At 72.5% G+C, this 18,402-nt stretch carries 17 protein-coding genes; 9 read left to right on the top strand and 8 right to left on the bottom strand.

Annotated features, from left to right (window positions below; translation table 11 throughout):
- On the top strand, nt 1–685 hold a 685-nt coding region (locus tag AB0M59_RS48310), incomplete at its 5' end, for a hypothetical protein (protein WP_364629388.1).
- 63 nt (nt 686–748) lie between these two features.
- Here AB0M59_RS48310 and AB0M59_RS48305 read toward each other — a convergent pair.
- Genes AB0M59_RS48305 through AB0M59_RS48290 form a run of 4 tightly spaced genes read right to left on the bottom strand, consistent with a single transcriptional unit; the run spans nt 749 to nt 2,940 of the window.
- Nucleotides 749–1,474 carry an ESX secretion-associated protein EspG gene (locus AB0M59_RS48305; protein ID WP_364629385.1) on the bottom strand — a complete coding sequence of 242 codons (726 nt, stop codon included), beginning with the start codon at nt 1,472–1,474 and terminating at the stop codon, nt 749–751.
- Complete coding sequence (locus AB0M59_RS48300) at nt 1,471–2,028, bottom strand: PPE domain-containing protein (protein WP_364629383.1); 558 nt, start codon at nt 2,026–2,028, stop codon at nt 1,471–1,473. The genes AB0M59_RS48305 and AB0M59_RS48300 overlap by 4 nt, the downstream gene beginning before the upstream one ends.
- Nucleotides 2,029–2,045: 17 nt before the next feature.
- Complete coding sequence (locus AB0M59_RS48295; RefSeq protein ID WP_364629380.1) at nt 2,046–2,597, bottom strand: DUF3558 domain-containing protein; 552 nt, start codon at nt 2,595–2,597, stop codon at nt 2,046–2,048.
- Nucleotides 2,590–2,940, bottom strand: coding sequence for a hypothetical protein (locus AB0M59_RS48290; protein WP_364629377.1), 351 nt, complete (start codon nt 2,938–2,940; stop codon nt 2,590–2,592). The genes AB0M59_RS48295 and AB0M59_RS48290 overlap by 8 nt, the downstream gene beginning before the upstream one ends.
- A 306-nt stretch (nt 2,941–3,246) precedes the next feature.
- Between AB0M59_RS48290 and AB0M59_RS48285 the strand changes: the two genes are divergently transcribed.
- The 3 genes from AB0M59_RS48285 (at nt 3,247) to AB0M59_RS48275 (ending at nt 8,268) form a co-directional block, all read left to right on the top strand.
- Nucleotides 3,247–4,338, top strand: a complete 1,092-nt coding sequence (locus AB0M59_RS48285; protein WP_364629374.1) for a MoxR family ATPase — start codon at nt 3,247–3,249, stop codon at nt 4,336–4,338.
- 107 nt (nt 4,339–4,445) lie between these two features.
- Complete coding sequence (locus AB0M59_RS48280; protein WP_364629372.1) at nt 4,446–5,720, top strand: DUF58 domain-containing protein; 1,275 nt, start codon at nt 4,446–4,448, stop codon at nt 5,718–5,720.
- Nucleotides 5,721–5,790: 70 nt separating this feature from the next.
- Entirely contained in the window at nt 5,791–8,268 is a 2,478-nt protein-coding gene (locus AB0M59_RS48275; protein WP_364629369.1) for a DUF3488 and transglutaminase-like domain-containing protein, read from the top strand.
- Between the two features lie 341 nt (nt 8,269–8,609).
- Here AB0M59_RS48275 and AB0M59_RS48270 read toward each other — a convergent pair whose 3' ends face one another.
- From AB0M59_RS48270 to AB0M59_RS48260, 3 genes are all read right to left on the bottom strand, one after another.
- Complete coding sequence (locus tag AB0M59_RS48270) at nt 8,610–9,017, bottom strand: DUF3040 domain-containing protein (RefSeq protein ID WP_364629366.1); 408 nt, start codon at nt 9,015–9,017, stop codon at nt 8,610–8,612.
- 428 nt (nt 9,018–9,445) lie between these two features.
- Nucleotides 9,446–10,660, bottom strand: coding sequence for a DNA polymerase IV (gene dinB, locus AB0M59_RS48265; RefSeq protein ID WP_364629397.1), 1,215 nt, complete (start codon nt 10,658–10,660; stop codon nt 9,446–9,448).
- Between the two features lie 106 nt (nt 10,661–10,766).
- Complete coding sequence (locus AB0M59_RS48260) at nt 10,767–11,492, bottom strand: methyltransferase domain-containing protein (RefSeq protein WP_364629364.1); 726 nt, start codon at nt 11,490–11,492, stop codon at nt 10,767–10,769.
- Nucleotides 11,493–11,632: 140 nt separating this feature from the next.
- Here AB0M59_RS48260 and AB0M59_RS48255 point away from each other — a divergent pair, with 140 nt between their 5' ends.
- From AB0M59_RS48255 to AB0M59_RS48235, 5 genes are all read left to right on the top strand, one after another.
- On the top strand, nt 11,633–12,526 hold the full coding sequence (locus AB0M59_RS48255; protein WP_364629361.1) for a ParA family protein: 894 nt from the start codon (nt 11,633–11,635) through the stop codon (nt 12,524–12,526).
- A gap of 3 nt (nt 12,527–12,529) precedes the next feature.
- Nucleotides 12,530–13,339, top strand: coding sequence for a DNA-formamidopyrimidine glycosylase family protein (locus AB0M59_RS48250; protein WP_364629358.1), 810 nt, complete (start codon nt 12,530–12,532; stop codon nt 13,337–13,339).
- Nucleotides 13,340–13,460: 121 nt separating this feature from the next.
- Complete coding sequence (gene add, locus AB0M59_RS48245) at nt 13,461–14,507, top strand: adenosine deaminase (RefSeq protein ID WP_364629355.1); 1,047 nt, start codon at nt 13,461–13,463, stop codon at nt 14,505–14,507.
- Between the two features lie 386 nt (nt 14,508–14,893).
- On the top strand, nt 14,894–15,466 hold the full coding sequence (locus AB0M59_RS48240) for a GNAT family protein (RefSeq protein ID WP_364629353.1): 573 nt from the start codon (nt 14,894–14,896) through the stop codon (nt 15,464–15,466).
- A gap of 65 nt (nt 15,467–15,531) precedes the next feature.
- Nucleotides 15,532–16,569 carry a quinone-dependent dihydroorotate dehydrogenase gene (locus AB0M59_RS48235; protein ID WP_364629350.1) on the top strand — a complete coding sequence of 346 codons (1,038 nt, stop codon included), beginning with the start codon at nt 15,532–15,534 and terminating at the stop codon, nt 16,567–16,569.
- On the opposite strand, the gene AB0M59_RS48230 is transcribed toward AB0M59_RS48235, so the two are convergent.
- Nucleotides 16,541–17,986, bottom strand: coding sequence for an amidase family protein (locus tag AB0M59_RS48230; RefSeq protein ID WP_364629347.1), 1,446 nt, complete (start codon nt 17,984–17,986; stop codon nt 16,541–16,543). The two genes, AB0M59_RS48235 and AB0M59_RS48230, sit on opposite strands and share 29 nt — an antisense overlap.
- Nucleotides 17,987–18,402: the final 416 nt, after the last annotated feature.

Below are 18,402 nucleotides of genomic sequence, written 5' to 3'. Positions count from 1 at the left end.
GGCTAGTGGCAGACTCGCCCGGGTGCGCACGGAAGAGGCCTTGGCCGCGGCGGGCATCGACCCGGCTTCGGTGGTGGCGAGCGAGGACATCGGCGCGACCCGGATGCCCGCCGCGGTCCCGGTCGACGGCCTGCCCCTGGCCCCCGTAACCCGCTCCGTGCTCGACGAATGTCGTCGGCTGTCCGAGCGTGGAGCGGTCCGGGCGTTGCTGGCCGAAGCGGTCCAGCAACTGAAGATCGACCCGGCGGAGCTGTCGGCTGAGCTGGAGAACGGGACCACCCGGGGCAGCGCCCTCCCCCGGGCGGCACTCCGGGAAATCACCCGGGGCGCGCGGTCGGCCGCCGAAGCCGAAGCCGTGGCTTTGCTCCGCCGCTCGGGCCTGCCCCAGCCGGTCTGGAACTTCGAACTGCGCGACGAGCGAGGCTGCTACGTCGCCACCCCGGACGCGTGGTGGGACGACGTCGCTCTGGCTTGGGAGATCGACTCCTACGAATTCCACTTCGGACAGCCCGGTTATGCGGCGACACTCGCCCGGAACAACCGGTACGCCGCGGCCGGTGTCGCCGTGGTGCAAACGGTGCCCAGCCGGCTCCGCACGGAACCGGCCGCGGTCGTCGCCGAGTTGGCCGCCGCCTACCGCGCCGCGGCGATCCGCCCCCGTCCCCCGGTCCGGCTCGCGTCCTGAATGACTCATTCAGGTCTTCGGAGGTCCTGAATGACTCATTCAAGACAACTGGAAGCCGGGGGGTCAGTCTTCGGGGGTGAGGAGGGATGCGACTCGCGCAGCGAGACGCGCGCTGTCGACCGGTGCCACGCTCACCCACTCCTGCCCACCCCGGCCCGAGGTCTTCATCGCGCAGTACGCCCCGACGTCGGTGTCGAACCACGTCAGCCCCCCCATGCGCGAAACCCGGCCCGACGCCGTCCGCCGGCTGACGCTGAACAGCCCCGCCGCGTACACCGGGCGGGCCTGGATCGCCAGGACCTCCTGCTGCTGGGCGGATGTCGAAGCCGAGTCCGAATAGCCCGAAAGCGCCGACGCCGCCAAGTTGACGCCGTAGCCGGGCCCGGCCGTCAGCTCCGGCAACACGTCGAGGATCGCCGTGCAGAGCTCGGTCGAGCGGATCGAGTCCAGGCCGATCGTCTGCTCCGGCTGGGTCGCCAGCACGCCGCGGCGGCCGCGGGTCGCCGTCACCGCGCGGAACGGTGCCGGCGCCGTCATGTCCACCAGCGCTTCGCACGCCACGAACACCTCGCCGCCCGCCAGGAGCTCCAAGCGCGAGGCCAGCGCGGGCTCCAGCGCCGAACCGTCGTAGAGGCCGCGCTCGGCGAGGTTCTCGTACACCGCCTTGCGCACCTCGGCGCGTTCCTCGTCGGTCCCGCCGACGCTGCGCACGGTCAGCGGCTCCGGCGGACGGTCGTGGCCGAGGTCGGTCCAGAGGATGTCGAACGCCGACGCGGAGACGCGGATCAAGCCGGCCCCAGCGTGGGCGGGTCCGCGAACGACTCCGCGGGCACGTGGCCGCGCAGGGCCGCGTCGCGGGTCCGCATGACGTCGATCGCCTTCTGCCGCGCGGCTTCCGCCTCGGCGCGGCGGGCCGCCATCTCGTCGGCCAGCCCGGCCAGCACGAGCACGTTCCCGGACGACGCGGCGTCGCGGATCATCGACGCCGGGTCGTACGTCACCGGCGGCGGCATGTCGGCGCGGGCCCGCGCGGCCGCGTCCGCCTGCGCGCCGACCGCACTGCCGACCGAAGCCGAGACGGCGGCGGAGTGCGAGAGCCACCGCGCGGCCCGGCCCACCGCCGCGCGCGCCGCGTCGCCCGCCTGGCCGCGCCAGTTCTCTTCCGAAGACGCGACCAGGGCGGCGAGGTCGGCGGTCGACTCGTGCAGCCGTCTCGCCAGCCCCTCCCAGCGCGCGCCCGCCTCGCCCGCGGCGACCGGGTCGTTGTCCCGCTCGACCTCCGCGGCCATCGCCTCGTGGCTGTAGGCCTCGTACCTCGCGGTGGGCACTGGGGGTTCGGTCACGGGGCACCTTCTCGGATTCAGGGCAGCTTGGGCTCGACCAGCCCGGCCACCGTGCCCGCGCGGCGGCACGCGAGCGGGGTGTCCGAGAAGCCGGTGTTGCTGACGTCGATCTGGACGCTGGCCGTGTCACCCACCCCGAGCAGCACGGCGCAGGTGCCGTCGGCGGCTTTCTTGTCCGCCACCTGCAACGCGGGGTGCGCGCCGACCTTGGTCTTGGTCGCCGTCTTCTTCGCGACCTCGAGGTCGGCCAGGCCGTCGGTTTCGCTGAGGGTCACGGTGACGCCGAAGGTGCCGGGCACGGTCCAATCGCACGCGCGGGCGCCGGCGATCTCCTTGGGCTTGCCGAGCACGCTCACCCCGGCGGTCGAGCGATCCTGGGGGCCGAGCAGCGCGCAGGGGTCGATCGCGGCGAGACCGGTCCAAGCGACGACGGGCGGCTGTTCGACCGTCGCGGTGGCGTGCGCCGAGGCGTGACCGGCGGCGGCCGGCTGGGTGTTCGGCTGCTGCCCGCACCCGGCGACCAGCACGAGGAGGGCCGGTACCCACAGCAATCGCATCCGATCAGCCACCCGAGCAGTCCACCCCGTCCGCGGCGGTCTCGTCGGCGTGCTGGTACTTCGCCAGCGCCTGGCCGATCCGGTGCTTGAGGGTCTCGAGCTCCTTGCCGAACGCGGTCAGCTGCCGGACGGCCGAGCCTTGCCCGCCGATGCCGTACTCGGCCATGAACTTGCCGATCTCCCCGGCGTACCCGCCGCCGAGGGGGACGCTCCGGCCGAGCACCTTGGCCTCGCGGACCATCTCGCCGACGACGTCCTGCAGGGCACCCAGCTTCGCGTAGGCGTCCGTGGCCAGCTCGGGCGCGACCGCGAAACCGCGGACGTCGAACGGTGGCTGCGCTCTCACCTCGCTCATGGGCGGTTACGCCTCTCCGTAGCCGGGCGACCTCGCATCGCAGCATACGACAGAGCAGGGTGTCAGCGGGAGCACCCAGAATCGGGTGACAACACACCCATTCGGGGTATCGTCCCTGCTTGCGCAGTGTCATCGACCGACGTGCCGGGCGTGATCCCCCGGGCTTCACGGGGTTCCGCCCCCAGGTTCGCCCGGGTTTGACACACTGGATGGAAGGCTGGTCGCTGCGCGCGGACAGCAGCGATGGGGGCCGTTCGGCCCGGCGGTGCGCACAGTGCGCGCGGCCATGCGCCACCAGGAGGTCGAGTGACGTCGAGAATCCAGTCTGCGACGCCCGGATCGGGCGAGCAGGCATCCGGGCGGCCGCCTTATCCGGCGGAGTCCTCGGGCAACGGGCGGGCCGCCGCCGCGCGCCCGGCCAGAGTGTCGCTGGACGAACTGCACGAGGCCGCACGGCGGATCGCGGCGAACGTCGAGCGGGTGCTGGTCGGCAAGCCCGACGTCATCCGGATCGCGCTGGTCACGCTGCTCGCCGAAGGCCACCTGCTGGTCGAGGACGTGCCCGGCGTCGGGAAGACGTCGCTGGCCAAGGCCCTCGCCCGGTCGATCGACTGCACGGTCAGCCGCATCCAGTTCACCCCGGACCTGCTGCCCAGCGACGTCACCGGTGTCTCCATCTACAACCGGCAGAGCGGCGGGTTCGAGTTCCGCCCCGGCCCGGTGTTCGCGAACATCGTGGTGGGCGACGAGATCAACCGCGCCTCGCCGAAGACGCAGTCGGCGCTGCTGGAGTGCATGGAAGAGCACCAGGTCACCGTCGACACCTCGACCTACCACCTCGACGAGCCGTTCATGGTGATCGCCACCCAGAACCCGATCGAGATGGAAGGCACCTACGCGCTGCCCGAAGCCCAGCGCGACCGGTTCACCGCGCGGGTCTCCATCGGCTACCCCGACCAGCAGGCCGAGCTGGCCATGGTCGACGAGCACGCCGGGCACAACCCGATGGACGACCTGCAGCCGGTGTCCGACGGCGAGACCGTGCACCGGCTGATCGAGACGGTCCGCGGGGTGCACATGGCGCCGGAGGTCCGCCGCTACGCCGTCGACGTCGTCTCGGCGACCCGCCAGGTCCCGGAGATCCGGCTCGGCGCGTCCCCGCGCGCGACGCTGCACCTCGTCCGCGCGGCGCGGGCGCAGGCGGCGCTGTCGGGCCGCGACTACGTCGTGCCCGACGACCTGCACACGATCGCGGTGCCGGTGCTGGCGCACCGCCTGGTGCTGACCACCGAGGCCCACGCTGCGCGCCGGTCGGCGACCGACGTCGTGCGGGCGGTGCTGCACCGGGTGCCGGTGCCGCAGGGCTCCCGGCCCAGTGCCAATCCGGCCCAAAAGTAGGCCGGACCCGGAGCGGCACGTATCCGTCGCCGCAAAAGCCATCCGGCCGTGACTGTGGTCGGATTGGCACAAACTTCACAGTCGCACCGGCGAACGGAGAGAACGACGTGCTGCGTGCCCTGTCCGGCCTGACCACCCGCGGCCGCTGCCTGCTGGCCGCGGGGCTGGCGGCCGCGGTGTGCTCGTTCGTGCTCAACGAACGCGACCTGCTGCGGGTCGCCGTCTTCGTGGTGGCGCTCCCGCTGCTGGTCGCCGTGTTCATCTCGGCGACCCGGCTGCGCATCGGCGCCACCCGCGCGCTGCGCCCCCAGCGGGTCGCGGTGGGCGGCGCCGGCGAAGTCCAGCTGGAGCTGTGGCGCAGCGGGCGGCTGCCGGCCGGCGAGATCCTGCTCGAGGACGGCGTGCCGTACGCGCTGGGCTCGCGGCCGCGGTTCGTCGTCGAACGCCTCCCGCACGACCGGCGCGTCGCGCTGCGCTACCCGCTGCAGCCGGTGCTGCGCGGGATCCAGCAGGTCGGGCCGCTGCGCGCGACCATCACCGACCCGTTCGGGCTGTGCGAGTTCGAGCGCGAGCTGATCGGGCACTCACGGCTGGTCGTCGTGCCCCGGGTGGTCCCGCTGTGGGGCCTGCCGAGTGGCGCGGGCATCGGCGTCGGCGACGACGGCACGGTCCGGCTGCACGCCGGGCAGGGCGAGGCCGACGTCATCGTCCGCCAGTACCGCCAGGGCGACGACCTGCGGAAGGTCCACTGGCGCTCGACCGCCCGCCGCGACGAGATCATGGTGCGCGTCGAGGAACGGCCGTGGCGCGGCGGCACCACGGTGCTGCTCGACCACCGCGCCGCGGCCCACCACGGCAGCGGCCCGGCCGCAAGCCTCGAGTGGGCCGTGTCCTTCGCCGCTTCGGCCGCGCTGCACCTGCGCCGGGCCGGGCACCGCGTCCGGCTGGTCAGCGAGCACGGCGCCACGCTCGCCGACACCCCCGGCGACGGCGGCGACCACTACGACCACGTCGTGCTCGACGCCCTCGCCGCGCTGCAGCCCGCGCACCAGCGCGACATCACGCTGGCCAGCGACCCGGCCGACGGCCAGGAGCTGATCGCCGTGCTCGGCACGGTCAGCACGGAGGCCGTGCACGAGCTGGCCCAGTTCCGCCCGCGCGGCATCCGCAGCCTCGCCGTCCTGCTCGACACGCCCACGTGGTCGGCCGGGGTGAGCGCGCCCGAACAGCGGGCCGCCGCCACCGAGGACTCGGCCGCGCTGCTGCGCGCGTCCGGCTGGGGCGTGGTGATAGCCGGTCCCGGCTCGCCGATGCCGCAGGTGTGGGCCGAGCTGTGCCGCAGCGGCGCCCGCCGCGGCACGCTGATCGGCGGTCCGCGATGACCGCGACCACGCCGCACCTGCACTCCGCCCGGCTGCTCGCGACGAGCCCGTCCCCGATCGGCGGTCCGCGATGAGCACCGAGGCCCCGCCGCGTCCGGCGAAGCGCCCCTCTTCCCAGCACCCCCTGTCGGCCTGGCGCGGCAGCCTGCTCGCGCCGTCCGCCGCCGGGATCGCGACCCTCTGCGCGGCGACGTCGGTGACGAGCGTCGTGTCGGGCCTGGCCTGGTTCGGCTACCTGTTCGTCGCGGTGCTGCTGATCGCCGCGACCGGCCTGGCGCTGCGCTCGCTGCAGGTGCCGACCGTGCTGGTCGGCCTCGGTCAGCTGCTCGTGCTGCTCTTCCTGATCACCGGCGCGTTCACCACGCACGGGATCCTGCAGGTCATCCCCGGCCCGGAGGCGTTCGGCGAGATCGGGAGCACGCTCTCGGCCGCCGCCGAACAGATCCGCGTCGGGCTGCCGCCGGTCGAAGGCAGCCAGCCGATCCTGTGCCTGGTGACGATCCTGGTCGGCCTGGTCGCCGTCCTCGTCGACACGCTGACGGTGGCCGCCGCGGCCCCGGCCGCGACCGGGCTCGTGCTGCTCTGCGTCTACGCCGTGCCGGCCGCGCTGAGCGAGGAAATGCTGCCGTGGTGGACGTTCCTGCTCGGCGGCGCAGCGTTCGCGGGCCTGCTGGCGGTCGACGGCAACCACCGGCACCGGCGCTGGCGCACCCGGGAAGCACCCGGGCGCAGCGGCAAGCCGGCCGTGCTGTCCGCGCCGGTCGCGGTGGTGGCCGCGGCGATCGTGCTCGGCCTGTTCGGCGGCGCGATCAGCTGGGTCGGCACGGTCGGGCGGATCCCGTTCGGCAACGGCGGCGACGGCCCCGGCGCGGGCTCCGGCGGGTTCGGCATCCAGCCGTTCACCGAGCTGCGCGGCATGCTCGACCAGGGGGCCAACCGCGAGCTGTTCAAGGTCCGCGGTCTCGGCACCGACCGGCGGCTGCTGCGCGCGATGACGCTGGACACCTACTACCCCAACAAGGGCTGGGGCCTGCACGACGAAGGCCGTTCGCAGCAGGGCGTCCCGGTCGGGCCGCAGCTGCCGCCCGCGCCGGGCGACGACGGCAGCGGTGCCGCGCGCCGGATCGACGTCGAGCCGGCGAGCTGGCGCGACAACTGGCTGCCGGTGTACGGCGCGCCGCGGATGATCGACGGCGCCGCCAACGGCTACCTCTACGACCAGGTCAGCGGCACGGTGTTCACGACGCGCAGCGAGGTTCCGCCGACCTACACCGAGTACGCGTCGCTGAAGGAACCCACGGCCGGGGAGCTGCGCGTGACCCCGCGGGTCGACGACCTGCCGCCGCGCTACACCCAGATCGACCGCGTCGACGACCGCGTCCGCGCGAAGACGCAGCAGCTGATCGCGAACGAGTCCAACGACTTCGACCGCGCGTCGGCGATCTGGCGGTACTTCACGGCGCAGAACGGGTTCGTCTACGACACGAAGACCGCGCCGGCGAACGACGCCGACGCGCTCGCGGACTTCATCCTCAACGGCAAGCGCGGCTTCTGCGAGCAGTTCGCGTCCGCGATGGCCGTGATGCTGCGGGTGGCGGGCATCCCGTCGCGGGTGGCCATCGGGTTCACGCCCGGTGCGCAGGTCAACGACTACCTCTCGATCAGCACGCAGGACGCGCACGCGTGGGTCGAGGCCTACTTCGGCGACAAGGGCTGGGTCACGTTCGACCCGACGCCGCTGTCCGACGGCCGCGGTATCACCCCGTCGTACCTGCAGGCCGGTACGCAGGACGGCAACCAGCCCGACGACACCCAGGTGGCGCCGAGCACGGTCCAGTCGAGCGCCGCGCCGACCGGCGCGCCCCGCGACACCGAGCAGAACCCGCAGGCGCAGGGCCAGGAGGCCGCCGACGAAGGCACGCCGACCTGGCTCTGGGTGCTCGTGGTGGCGCTGGTCGCGCTGGCGCTGGTGGCGACGGTCCTGGTGGTCGCCGGCGGGCGCCGCGGACGGCCGGACCGCGAGCCCGCTGCCGCCGGGCTCGGTGCGATGCTCAAGAACTGGCTGCCGCTGATCGCGGCCGCGCTGTGGGTGGCGGTGCTCGGCGTGCTGACGTGGCTGGTCGCCTGGTGGTTCAGCCTGATCGTGGTGCTGCTGCTGGCCGGGCTGCTGGGCCCGTCGGCGGCGCGCGACGTCGGCCGCCGCCGCCGGCTGCAGGAGATCGTCGGGCAGCGTCCCGGGGCGGCGGACGCGGCGTGGTCCGAGCTGCGGGCCGAGTGCGCCGACCGCGGGCTGCCGATCCCGCCGAGCGACACGGTCCGCGTGGCGGGCCAGAAGCTGGCGGCGAAGCACCACCTGGACGACGAAGGCCGGGACGGTCTGCGCACGGTGATCGGCGTGGTGGAGAAGTCCTGGTACGGCGAGGACGGCGACGCCGACCCGACGCTCCCTTCGGCGTTCGACCACCTGCGGCGGAGCCTGCACCGGAACGCCCCGCTGTCCTGGAAGGGCCGTCTGTTCCCGAAGTCCCTTTTCCGCAACCGCGACTGAGGCGTGCGCCGGCGGGCATCACGCGTGATCAGGCGGGCATCACGTGTGTCTGGAGGGGCATCAGCGCGATGCCCTTCCGATCACGCGTGATGCCCCCTCAATCACGCGAGATGCCTCTTCGATCACGCGAGTGACGTCTCTGATCACATGAGTTACGTCTCTGATCACGCGAGTTCCGGGTTCGATCACGCGAGTTACGTTCCTGGTCACGTGGGTCACCCGTCCGGGCGTCACCCGCTGTCACCACTGCTGCTGCGGGGCAGGCGGGGCCGGTCGAGCACACAAGAAGATCCGCGTCCTGCCAGGGCTGGCGGGACGCGGATCTCCGTGGTCTAGCGGCGCTACTGTTCCTCGAAGCGCTGGCGGAAGCGCTCTTCCATGCGCTGGGTGAAGGAGCTCCGGCGGCCTGACTGCTTGGCTCCGCGAGATCCCGATCCACCGCCGCCCTTGCCGTCCGACTCGGCGCCGTGCCGGATCGATGTGACGGCCAACATGACCCCGAAGAACATCACGAGGAACCCGAGCACGCTGATCAGCGGGATGTCGGCCACCCGGAACTGCGGCACCACCACGCCCAGCACCAGCAGGGCCACGCCCACTACGAACAGGGCGATGCCCTGGATACGCCGTCGGCGAGCGGGGCGACGCAACCGGGTGCCACGCACCGTGGATGCGAACTTGGGGTCCTCGGCATAGAGCTCGCGCTCGATTTGATCGAGCAGCCGCTGCTCATGCTCGGAGAGTGGCATCTTTCCTCCTCCGGCACAGCTGTCGCGGGCGCCGGGCCGCGCAACGTTCTGGACCCAACAGCCAACCCCAGGCGGGGTGGCACTGTCCAGGATACGAGGCCCGCGCCCGGACGACTACCCGATCCCGCATCCAGAAGGGATCGAATTGGGCTAAATCCTGTCCGAGCGGGGTTGCGGACCGTCACCGCCACCGAAAGTGACCGATTCACGGCCTGTGCGGCGATGTGGGGGAAGGTGACCGAGCCGAAGATCACGCGGAGTGTGCGCGATTTGCCGAGGGCTGGCGGCGGCGCGGGGAGCGCGGCGCGAGTTCGAGGGTGCGCCGGCCGCGACAGGGCGGACGCCGGCGCGATCGGCCGCCCACAAAGGCCTGCGCAGGCGGAGCGGCGCAAGCCCGAAGGTGCCCGCGAACTCTGGCCCCAGCCGCGTCAGCTCTCCCGCGGCCCCAGCAGCGACGCCGGCCGCACCGCCGCCGACCCGAACTTCGACCGCGCCACGTCCGCCGCCACCTCCGCATCGCGCCACCGAGGCGCCGGCGAGTCGAACACCAGCTGCTCCCCCGCCTCCCCCGTGTCCAGCCCCTCGACGCGCACCCCAATCAGCCGCACCGCCCCCGTCGGCGCGTGCTCCGTGAGCAACGACACCGCCACCGCGTGGATCTCACGCGCCACGTCGGTCGCCGAGCCCAGCGTGCGGGCCCGGGTGATCGTGTGGAAATCCGCGAAGCGCACCTTGATCGAGACCGTCCGGCCGCGCACTCCCCGCTCTCGCAGCGTCGCCCCGACGCGCGACGCCAGGCGCAGCAGCTCCAGGCCCAGCTCGGCGCGGGAATGCCGGTCGACGTCGAACGTGTGCTCCGCGCCGATCGACTTCTCGGGCGAATCGACCACCACCGACCGCTCGTCGACGCCGTGCGCGAGCCGGTACAGGTGCTCCCCCACCGCCGTCCCCAAGGACTTCTTCAGCCGCTCTGGCGGGAACGCCGCGACGTCGGCGATCGTGCTAAGCCCCAGCCGCCGCAGGTGTTCCTCCGTCCGCGCTCCCACGCCCCACAGCGCCGACACCGGCAGCGGGTGCAGGAACGCCAGGGTCTCCGCCGCGGGCACCACGACCATGCCGTCCGGCTTCGCCATCCCCGACGCCAGCTTCGCGACGAACTTGACCCTCGCGACGCCCACCGAGCAGGTGATCCCGTGCCCGGCCTCGACCCGCGAGCGGATCTGCGCGCCCAGCGACGCCGGTGTCGCGCCCAGGCGCCGCAACGCTCCGCTGACGTCCAGGAACGCCTCGTCCAGGCTCAGGGGTTCGACCAGCGGCGTCAGCTCGCGGAAGATACCCATCACGCCGCGGGAGACTTCGCTGTAGAGCCCGCCGGTCGGCGGGATGTTGATCAGGTGCGGGCACAGCCGCTTCGCCGTCGAGAACGGCATCGCCGAGCGCACACCGAACTTCCGCGCCGGGTAGTTCGCCGCCGCGACGACCGCTCTCGGCCCGCCGCCGGACACGACGACCGGCTTGTCCGCCAGCTCGGGCCGGGTGCGCAGCTCGACCGACACGAAGAACGCGTCCATGTCGACGTGCAGCATCCCGCACCCGGTGTCGTCCGGCGCCGGTTCCCCCGGCCGGACGCGGAACCGGCCCATCCCGCCCGGCAGTTCAGCATTTCGCCCCACGACCGAGGACGCTACCGGTCACCCCCGACAGTTTCGGATCAGCGGGAGCGCCGCGGCCGAAACCCGCCGGAAAGGGTCAGGCGAGCCGCGCGACGGCGTGCAGCCGGCCGGCGATGTCCCGCAGCGCCGGCGACCCCGCCGCCACCCGCTCGAACTCCGCCAGCTCGTCCTCGCGGACGTCGCCGGGCACCAGGTCGGAGATCACCCGGTCGCCCTGCAGCAAGGTGACTTCCAGGCCCGCGGCCTCCAAGTCCGCGCGCAGGCCGGAAGCGGAGAACCGCCGCAGCACCGTGTCGCCCGGGGCGACCCCGTCCGCGCTTTCGAGCAGCTGCTGGGCCTCGCCCACCCGGCCCGACAGCGCGCGGTGCAGCACCGCCGCGTGCCGGTTCGCGACCAGCACCGACACCGCTCCGCCCGGCGCGACCGCCGTGGCCAGCGCGGTGAGCACCGCGGCCGGGTCGTCGACGATCTCCAGCAGCCCGTGCGCCAGCACCAGGTCGGCCGAGCCGGCCTCGACGTACCGGCCCAGCGCGTCCGAGTCGTCCGCGACGACCGTGATCAGCTCGGAGACGCCCTCTTCCTCGGCCCGGCGCTGCAGCGTGGCCAGGGCGTTCGGACTGGGCTCGACGACCGTCACCCGGCAGCCGGCCGCCGCGAACGGCACCGCCCAGCCGCCGCTGCCGCCGCCCACGTCGACGACGCGGGGGTGCTCGGCGCCCCGGGCGCGGGCGGCCTTCAGCTCGGCCTCGAGCACCCGGCGGACGGCGCCCGAACCCCGGGCCGCCACGGTCTCCGTCTTCATGTCGCACAGGGTAGTGCCCGCCCCGGCCCACCTCCCCGGCTCCTCCCTTCGAGTGAACGCACCCCGCCGGACCAGTCCGGACCCCGGGAGCGTGACCTTGCCGAGCGGCGCCCCTCGCGCGCACCCGTAGGCTGGTGAACGTGCACACGGTCGCCGTACTCAGCCTCAAGGGAGGCGTCGGCAAGACGACGGTCGCTCTCGGTATCGCGTCCGCCGCCCTGCGTAGGGGCACGCGAACGCTGGTCGTGGACCTCGACCCGCAGGGCAACGCCACGACCTCGCTCGACCCGCCGTACACCGACGCGACCCTCGCCGACGTGCTCGAGAACCCGACGCGCGAGACGCTGGAACGCGCCATCGCGCCGAGCGTCTGGAGCGAGGACGTCGACGTCCTCGTCGGCACCGAAGAGCTGGAACTGCTCAACGACCCCGACGCCGGCAGCGAGCGGCTCGCCAACTTCTCCCGCGCGCTGGACGAGCTGCACCGCACGCCGCTGCGCGAGACGCCGTACGAGCTGGTGATCCTGGACTGCCCGCCGTCGCTGGGCCGGCTGACGAAGTCGGCGCTGGTCGGCGCGGACAGCGCGCTGATCGTCACCGAGCCGACGATCTACGCCGTCGCCGGCGCGAACCGGGCCCTGGAAGCGATCGAGAAGATCCGCAAGGAGCTCAACCCGGACCTGCGCCCGATCGGCGTCCTGGTGAACAAGCTGCGCGTGCGTTCCTACGAGCACCAGTTCCGGATCGCGGAGCTGCGCGACAACTTCGGCTCGCTGGTGATGCCGACGGCGATCCCCGACCGGCTGGCCGTGCAGCAGGCGCAGGGCGCGTGCAGCCCGATCCACGAGTGGCATTCGCCCGGCGCGCAGGAGATCGCGCTGACGTTCAACATGGTGCTGGCGAAGATCCTGCGCTCCAACCGGGCCGGCCGCCACCGCATCGCCGGCGAAGACCCCGAGGGCCCGGACTGGCCCGAGGGCCCGGCCCCGGAGACGCCCGAGGCCCCGGCCGAGGTGTCCGAATCCACGGGGTGAGCCGTGCCCGAAGGTGACACCGTGTACCTCGTCGGAAAGCGCTTCGACCGGGCACTCGCGGGAAAGACGTTGCTGCGCGGGCAGTTCCGCGTGCCGCAACTGGCCACTGTGGACCTGGCCGGCCGCGAAGTACTCGGCGTCGGGACGGTCGGCAAGCACCTGTTCACGCGCTTCTCCGGCGACCTCACCCTGCACTCGCACCTGATGATGGACGGCATGTGGGACGTCTACCCGGCCGGCGCGAAGTGGCGCCGGCCCGGTCACCACGCCCGCGTCGTCCTGACCGCGGCCGACGTCCAGGTGATCGGCTTCCGCGTGCACGACCTCAAGCTCGTGGCCACGCCGAAGGAACGCGACCTCGTCGCCCACCTCGGCCCGGACCTGCTGGATCCACAGTGGACGGACGAGCACGCGGCCCGCGCGACCGCGGCCCTGGCCGCGAAGCCCGAGCGGGAGCTGGGCCTCGCGCTGCTCGACCAGCGCGTGATGGCGGGCGTCGGGAACCTCTACAAGTGCGAGATCGCCTTCCTGCTCGGCGTGACCCCGTGGACGCCGGTGTCCGAAGTGGACGCACGTGCCACGGTCGCGCTGGCCCGCAAGCTGTTGCTGGCCAACGCCACCGCCGGGCGCTTCGACCAGAGCACCACCGGCCACCTCGACCGCAACCGCAAGAACTGGGTCTACGAGCGCACCCGCCAGGGCTGCTTCCGCTGCGGCGGCCGGGTCCAGGTCCGCACGCAGGGCCACGACGTCCAGCGGCGGCCGACGTGGTTCTGCCCGAAAGACCAGCACGGTCCCGTTCCCGCGAGCTAAGCTGAGCCCGTGACGTCGTTCAAGCTCCCGCTCTACGGGGCCGACACCGAACGCGGCGACCTCGCTCCCTGAGTCGCGCGCGTCCCTTCGTCACCCTTCCGCACTCCCAGGGAGCTTCGTCATGCCCGAAATCCCGGCCGGGCCGGCGCTGCGCGCGTTCGCGCACGCCCTGCCCAAGGTCGAACTGCACGTCCACCTCGTCGGCTCGGCGAGCCTGCCGACCGTCCTGGAGCTGGCCCGGCGGCGGCCGTCCGCCGGCGTCCCCACCGACGAGCGCGAGCTCGCGGAGTTCTTCACCTTCCGCGACTTCGGCCACTTCCTCACCGTCTACCTCGCGGTCACCTCACTCGTGCGCGACCGCCACGACGTCCACACGCTCGTGGCGGGCCTGGCCGCGGACCTCGCCGCTCAGAACTGCCGCTACGCCGAAGTCACCGTGACGCCCTACAACCACCTGCTCGACGGCGTTCCCGGGGACGACCTGCTGTCCGGGCTCGCGGCCGGCCGGGCCCGCGCCGCCGAACTGGGCGTCGAACTGGCCTGGTGTTTCGACATTCCCGGCGAAAAGGGCACGAAGGCCGGGCAGGAGACGCTCGTGTTCGCGTTGCGCGAACGCCCGGAGGGCTTGGTGTCCTTCGGCCTCGGCGGCCCGGAACTGGGCGTCGGCCGCGCGCAGTTCGAGCCGTTCTTCACCCGTGCCAGGGAAGCCGGGCTGCACAGCGTCCCGCACGCCGGCGAAACCACCGGCCCGGCCACGATCTGGTCCGCGCTGCACGACCTCGGCGCCGAGCGCATCGGCCACGGCACCAGCTGCGCCGCCGACCCGGCCCTGCTGGACCACCTTGCGGCACACCGGATCCCGCTCGAAGTGTGCCCGACGTCGAACGTGCGCACCGGCCAGGTTCCGGACCTCGCCGCGCACCCGGTGCGGCGGATGCTCGACCACGGCGTCGTCGTCACGCTCAACACCGACGACCCGCCGATGTTCGGCGCCACGCTCACCGGCGAGTACGTCGCCGTCGCCGAAACCCTGGGGCTGACCCCGGCCGAACTGGTGCGGCTGGCGGAGAACGCCGTCGACGCGTCCTTCCTCGACGAGCGGCGCAAAGCGCTCCTGCGGACCGAGATCACAGAATTGACGTTGCCGGACACCGGGATCTTCGCCTAGCGTGGCAGTACACAAGAGAGGAGGTGGTCCTAAGTTGTATTCCAACAGGACTTGTGAGGTGGCTGTCCGCTAGCGGATGGCACGTGGAGGACTTTGAGCAGCGTTACAGCTGAGCCACCTTCGGCTCATCGCCTGCTCCACGTGATGCCTGATAGCGAATACCAGGCAGTCACCGTGCCCCCGGGGTTTCCGAGCACCAGTCCGGCTCGGACTCGGACGTTTGACGGCGTTCGAGAGACACCCCGGGGGTTCCTTCATGCGCTCATTTGTGCAGGTCAAGCCGCCTGACGACGCTGGATGACCGCCCGGCGATCCGACCACGGGATTCGACGACCGCCTTACTCCGTTCTGTCCCCCGGACGGCTGAAGGTCGCTAGCCTGGAAGCATGCTCCGGCCCGACTACCCGGTCACCACGGAACGCTTGCTCCTGCGCCCGTTCACATCCGGCGACCTCGACGCGCTGAACTCCTTCCAGTCCCGCGCCGACGTCGCCCGTTACCTCTACTGGGGCCCGCGCAGCCGCGCCGAATCGGCCGCGGCGCTAGCGAAACGGGTGCACAGCTCGACGTTGACCAAGGAAGGGCAGTTCCTGGCCGTGGCGGTCGAGCTGGCCGCGACCGGGCAGCTGATCGGCGACCTGAACCTGGAGTGGCTCAGCAGCGAGCACCGGCAGGGCGAGATCGGCTTCGTCTTCCACCCGGACCACCACGGCAAGGGCCTGGCCGCGGAGGCGACCACGGAGCTGCTGCGGCTGGGCTTCGAGGATCTGGGGCTGCACCGGATCATCGGCCGGTGCGACGGCCGGAACACCGCGTCCGCCGCGCTGATGGAGCGCCTCGGGATGCGCCGGGAAGCGCACCTCAAGGAGAACGAGATCGTCAAGGGCGAGTGGACCGACGAGCTGGTCTACGCGATGCTCGAAGACGAGTGGAAGGACCTGCGGGCCGCCGGCGCGTAGCGGTCACTTTCACGTGAAAGTGACGCTCCGGTCGCGCGGTTCGCGCGGTTTGGCAGCATGGGGGCGTGTTCTTCGACAAGATCGTCCGCCCGGCGCTGTACCGGCTGTCCTACCACGACCCCGAGCTGGTGCACGAGCGCACGATCGGCGCCCTGGCCCGGCTCGGCAAGGTCGCGCCCGCGGTCGGCGGCGCCCTGCGGGTCGACGACCCGGTGACCGTGCTGGGCCTGCGGTTCCCCAACCGCGTCGGCCTCGCCGCCGGGATGGACAAGAACGGCCGCGCGCTGCCCGCGTGGGCCGCGCTGGGCTTCGGCTTCGTCGAGGTCGGCACGGTGACGCGGCTGGCCCAGCCGGGCAACCCGAAGCCGCGGCTGTTCAGCCTCCCCGCCAGCGACGCGGTGATCAACCGCATGGGCTTCAACAACAACGGCGCGGAAGCGCTTGCGGCCAAGCTCGCCCGCGACGGGAAACCCGGCGTGCCGCTCGGGGTCAGCATCGGCAAGTCGAAGGTCACGCCCCTCGAAGACGCCGTCGAGGACTACCGCTTCTCCCTGCGTGCGCTGTACCCGTACGCGGATTACTTCGCCGTCAACGTCAGCTCGCCGAACACGCCGGGGCTGCGGCAGCTGCAGGACCGTGCCGCGCTCGGCGAGCTGCTCGGCGAGCTGCGCACGACGGCCACGGAGCTGGCGGGCTCAGGCACCCCGACACCGATCCTGGTGAAGGTCGCGCCGGACCTCACCGACGACGCCCTCGCCGAACTCCTGGAGGTCGCGCTCGAGCACGGCGTCGCCGGGATCATCGCCACGAACACGACGCTCGCCCGCGACGGCATCGCGCCCGTGGAGAGCGGCCTGGCCGGACAGGGGGGAGGACTGTCCGGCCGGCCGCTGACCGCCCGCGCGGCGGAGGTCGTGCGATTCGTGCACGACCACACCGGCGGGAGCCTGCCGATCATCGGCGTCGGCGGGATCATGGGCCCGGACGACGCCGTCCGGCTGGTAGACGCGGGGGCGTCGCTCGTGCAGCTCTACAGCGGGTTCGCGCTGCACGGGCCGGGCCTGGTGCGCCGGGTCAGCCGGGGTCTCGCAGCCCGGCGGTAGAGGTGAACCGGACGTAGCCGCGCCAGGATTCGTAGCGGTCCAGACCGCTCCCGTCCGCTGTCGGAGCGCACCGGACCGCCAGGGGCCGGGAACCGTCGTAGAGCTCGACGCGGTCCAGTACGAAGGGGTCCTTCAGCGTGGTGACGAACTGGTCGAACGCCGCCGGGGACAGCCGCCAACACTCGCCGTCGAGGCTGCTGCCCTCGGCGTGGTCCAGCACGCCCGGCTGCGGCGGTTCGGTGTCCAGCAGCACCATCCGGTAGCCCTCGGTGGTCCGGACCGGTCGGGTGAACCGGGCGCCGAGCTCGGTGAGCCGGGCGTTGAGCGGCTGGCCGCGCAGGTGCGCGCCGAACACGACGACGTCCTCGCCCGGTTCCGGGTAGGGCGTCATGGGCTCGTCCGTGCAGACCGTCGCGAGGTCCAGACCGATCTGGTCCTCGAACGCCCGCGTCAGGAACGTGACGCCGAACGGGCGCTTGTCGCCCGGCAGCACCGGGACCGTGACCGCCGCCAGGTCGAGCAGGTTCGCGAAGGCGGTGCAGGCGGCCAGGCGGTGGTTGACGGCGGCCGGGTCGGCCAGCGCCTCGGCGAGCTCCGGGTGGTCGGGCACGGTGGGCAGGAGGAGGGCGTCGAAGCCGTCCGGCACCCCCGCCGAGATCTCGACCGGCTCGAGGACGACGCCCGCCGCCGTCAGCCGCTTCACGGTGTCCTGAAACGCGATGGCCGCGGCCGGGCCCAGCGGAAGGTCGCTCGGGTACGCGACGCGCGGGTGTTCGCCGGCGCCGAGCCGGACGTCGGCGGGCCAGGTGCGGGCCGTGGAGAGGCCGTCCGGTCCGGTCATCAGGGCGAGCGCGCGACGGCCGGCGACCAGGCCGGTCGTGTACACGGAGACGGCTTCGGACGAACGGACGCCGGTCATCGGCAGCAGGCCGCGGGTCGGTTTCAGCGCGACGACGGCGTTCAGGGCCGCCGGGACCGCGCCCGCGGTGCTCAGCGCCAAGTCGACGATGCCCAGCGCGACGGCGACCGCGGCGCCACGGCCCCCGGTCTTCGTCCGGTCCCAGGCCGAGGCCACGGTGGCGGCCCCGGTCTTGCCGAGCACGACGGCGCCGGCCGCGGTGAGCCGGGAGACGACCGTGGCACTGGTTTCCGGGACCGAACGGCCGGACGGCTGCCCGGCGACGTCGATCAGCTCCGGCACGGCGAAGACGGTGCCCGCCAGCGGCAGGTCCTCCCCCGCCTGGACGCGTTCTTCGACGGCCTTGGCGTCGACGAGGACGTCCTCGACGGCGCGGAGGGTGGACCAGAGTTCGGGACGGTTGGCTTCGGTGATGCGCTCGAAGGCCGTGATGACGCGCTGCGAGGCGCTCGGTGGGGTGGGCGGTGCGGGATCCGGGTCCGGCGGGAGCGTGTTCACGGGGCGTCCTTCCCTCGGCGATCGAGAAAGTCCACTGTGTACGGTCGGCACCGGCGATCCTCAAAGCACGGCGGGCCTCCCGGCGAGTGACACCTCTGCATGCATGACAGAAACGTTAGGTGGTCGACGTTTCCGTAGCCAGCTGTTTCCGATTACGCGCGGGTTTCGGCACCAAGAGGTGAACAGGGCGCGACGCCGGGGTGAAACGCACGATCACGCACGCGGGGTGACGAAGACCCGATTCCGTCGGATGCGGCACCCGAACGGCCGAGTTTCGAATCCCAACGGCCCAGCGGAGGCCGAATCCGCGTGATCGAGGACGTAACTGGCGTGATTGAAGCCGGAACTCGCGTGATTGGAGCCGTGACGGCTCTGATCACGCGAGTTCCGGGTCTGATCACGCGAGTTACGGCCCG

The organism is Amycolatopsis sp. NPDC051371 (assembly GCF_040682155.1).
Lineage (GTDB): Bacteria > Actinomycetota > Actinomycetes > Mycobacteriales > Pseudonocardiaceae > Amycolatopsis.
This window is presented reverse-complemented; position numbering and strand designations above follow the sequence as displayed.

Coding starts and splice junctions, on each gene's coding strand:
- add (WP_364629355.1), top strand. CDS start 13,461: ATGCCCGAAATCCCGGCCGGGCCGGCGCTGCGCGCGTTCGCGCACGCC.
- AB0M59_RS48270 (WP_364629366.1), bottom strand. CDS start 9,017: ATGCCACTCTCCGAGCATGAGCAGCGGCTGCTCGATCAAATCGAGCGC.
- dinB (WP_364629397.1), bottom strand. CDS start 10,660: ATGGGCCGGTTCCGCGTCCGGCCGGGGGAACCGGCGCCGGACGACACC.
- AB0M59_RS48240 (WP_364629353.1), top strand. CDS start 14,894: ATGCTCCGGCCCGACTACCCGGTCACCACGGAACGCTTGCTCCTGCGC.
- AB0M59_RS48290 (WP_364629377.1), bottom strand. CDS start 2,940: ATGAGCGAGGTGAGAGCGCAGCCACCGTTCGACGTCCGCGGTTTCGCG.
- AB0M59_RS48275 (WP_364629369.1), top strand. CDS start 5,791: ATGAGCACCGAGGCCCCGCCGCGTCCGGCGAAGCGCCCCTCTTCCCAG.
- AB0M59_RS48260 (WP_364629364.1), bottom strand. CDS start 11,492: ATGAAGACGGAGACCGTGGCGGCCCGGGGTTCGGGCGCCGTCCGCCGG.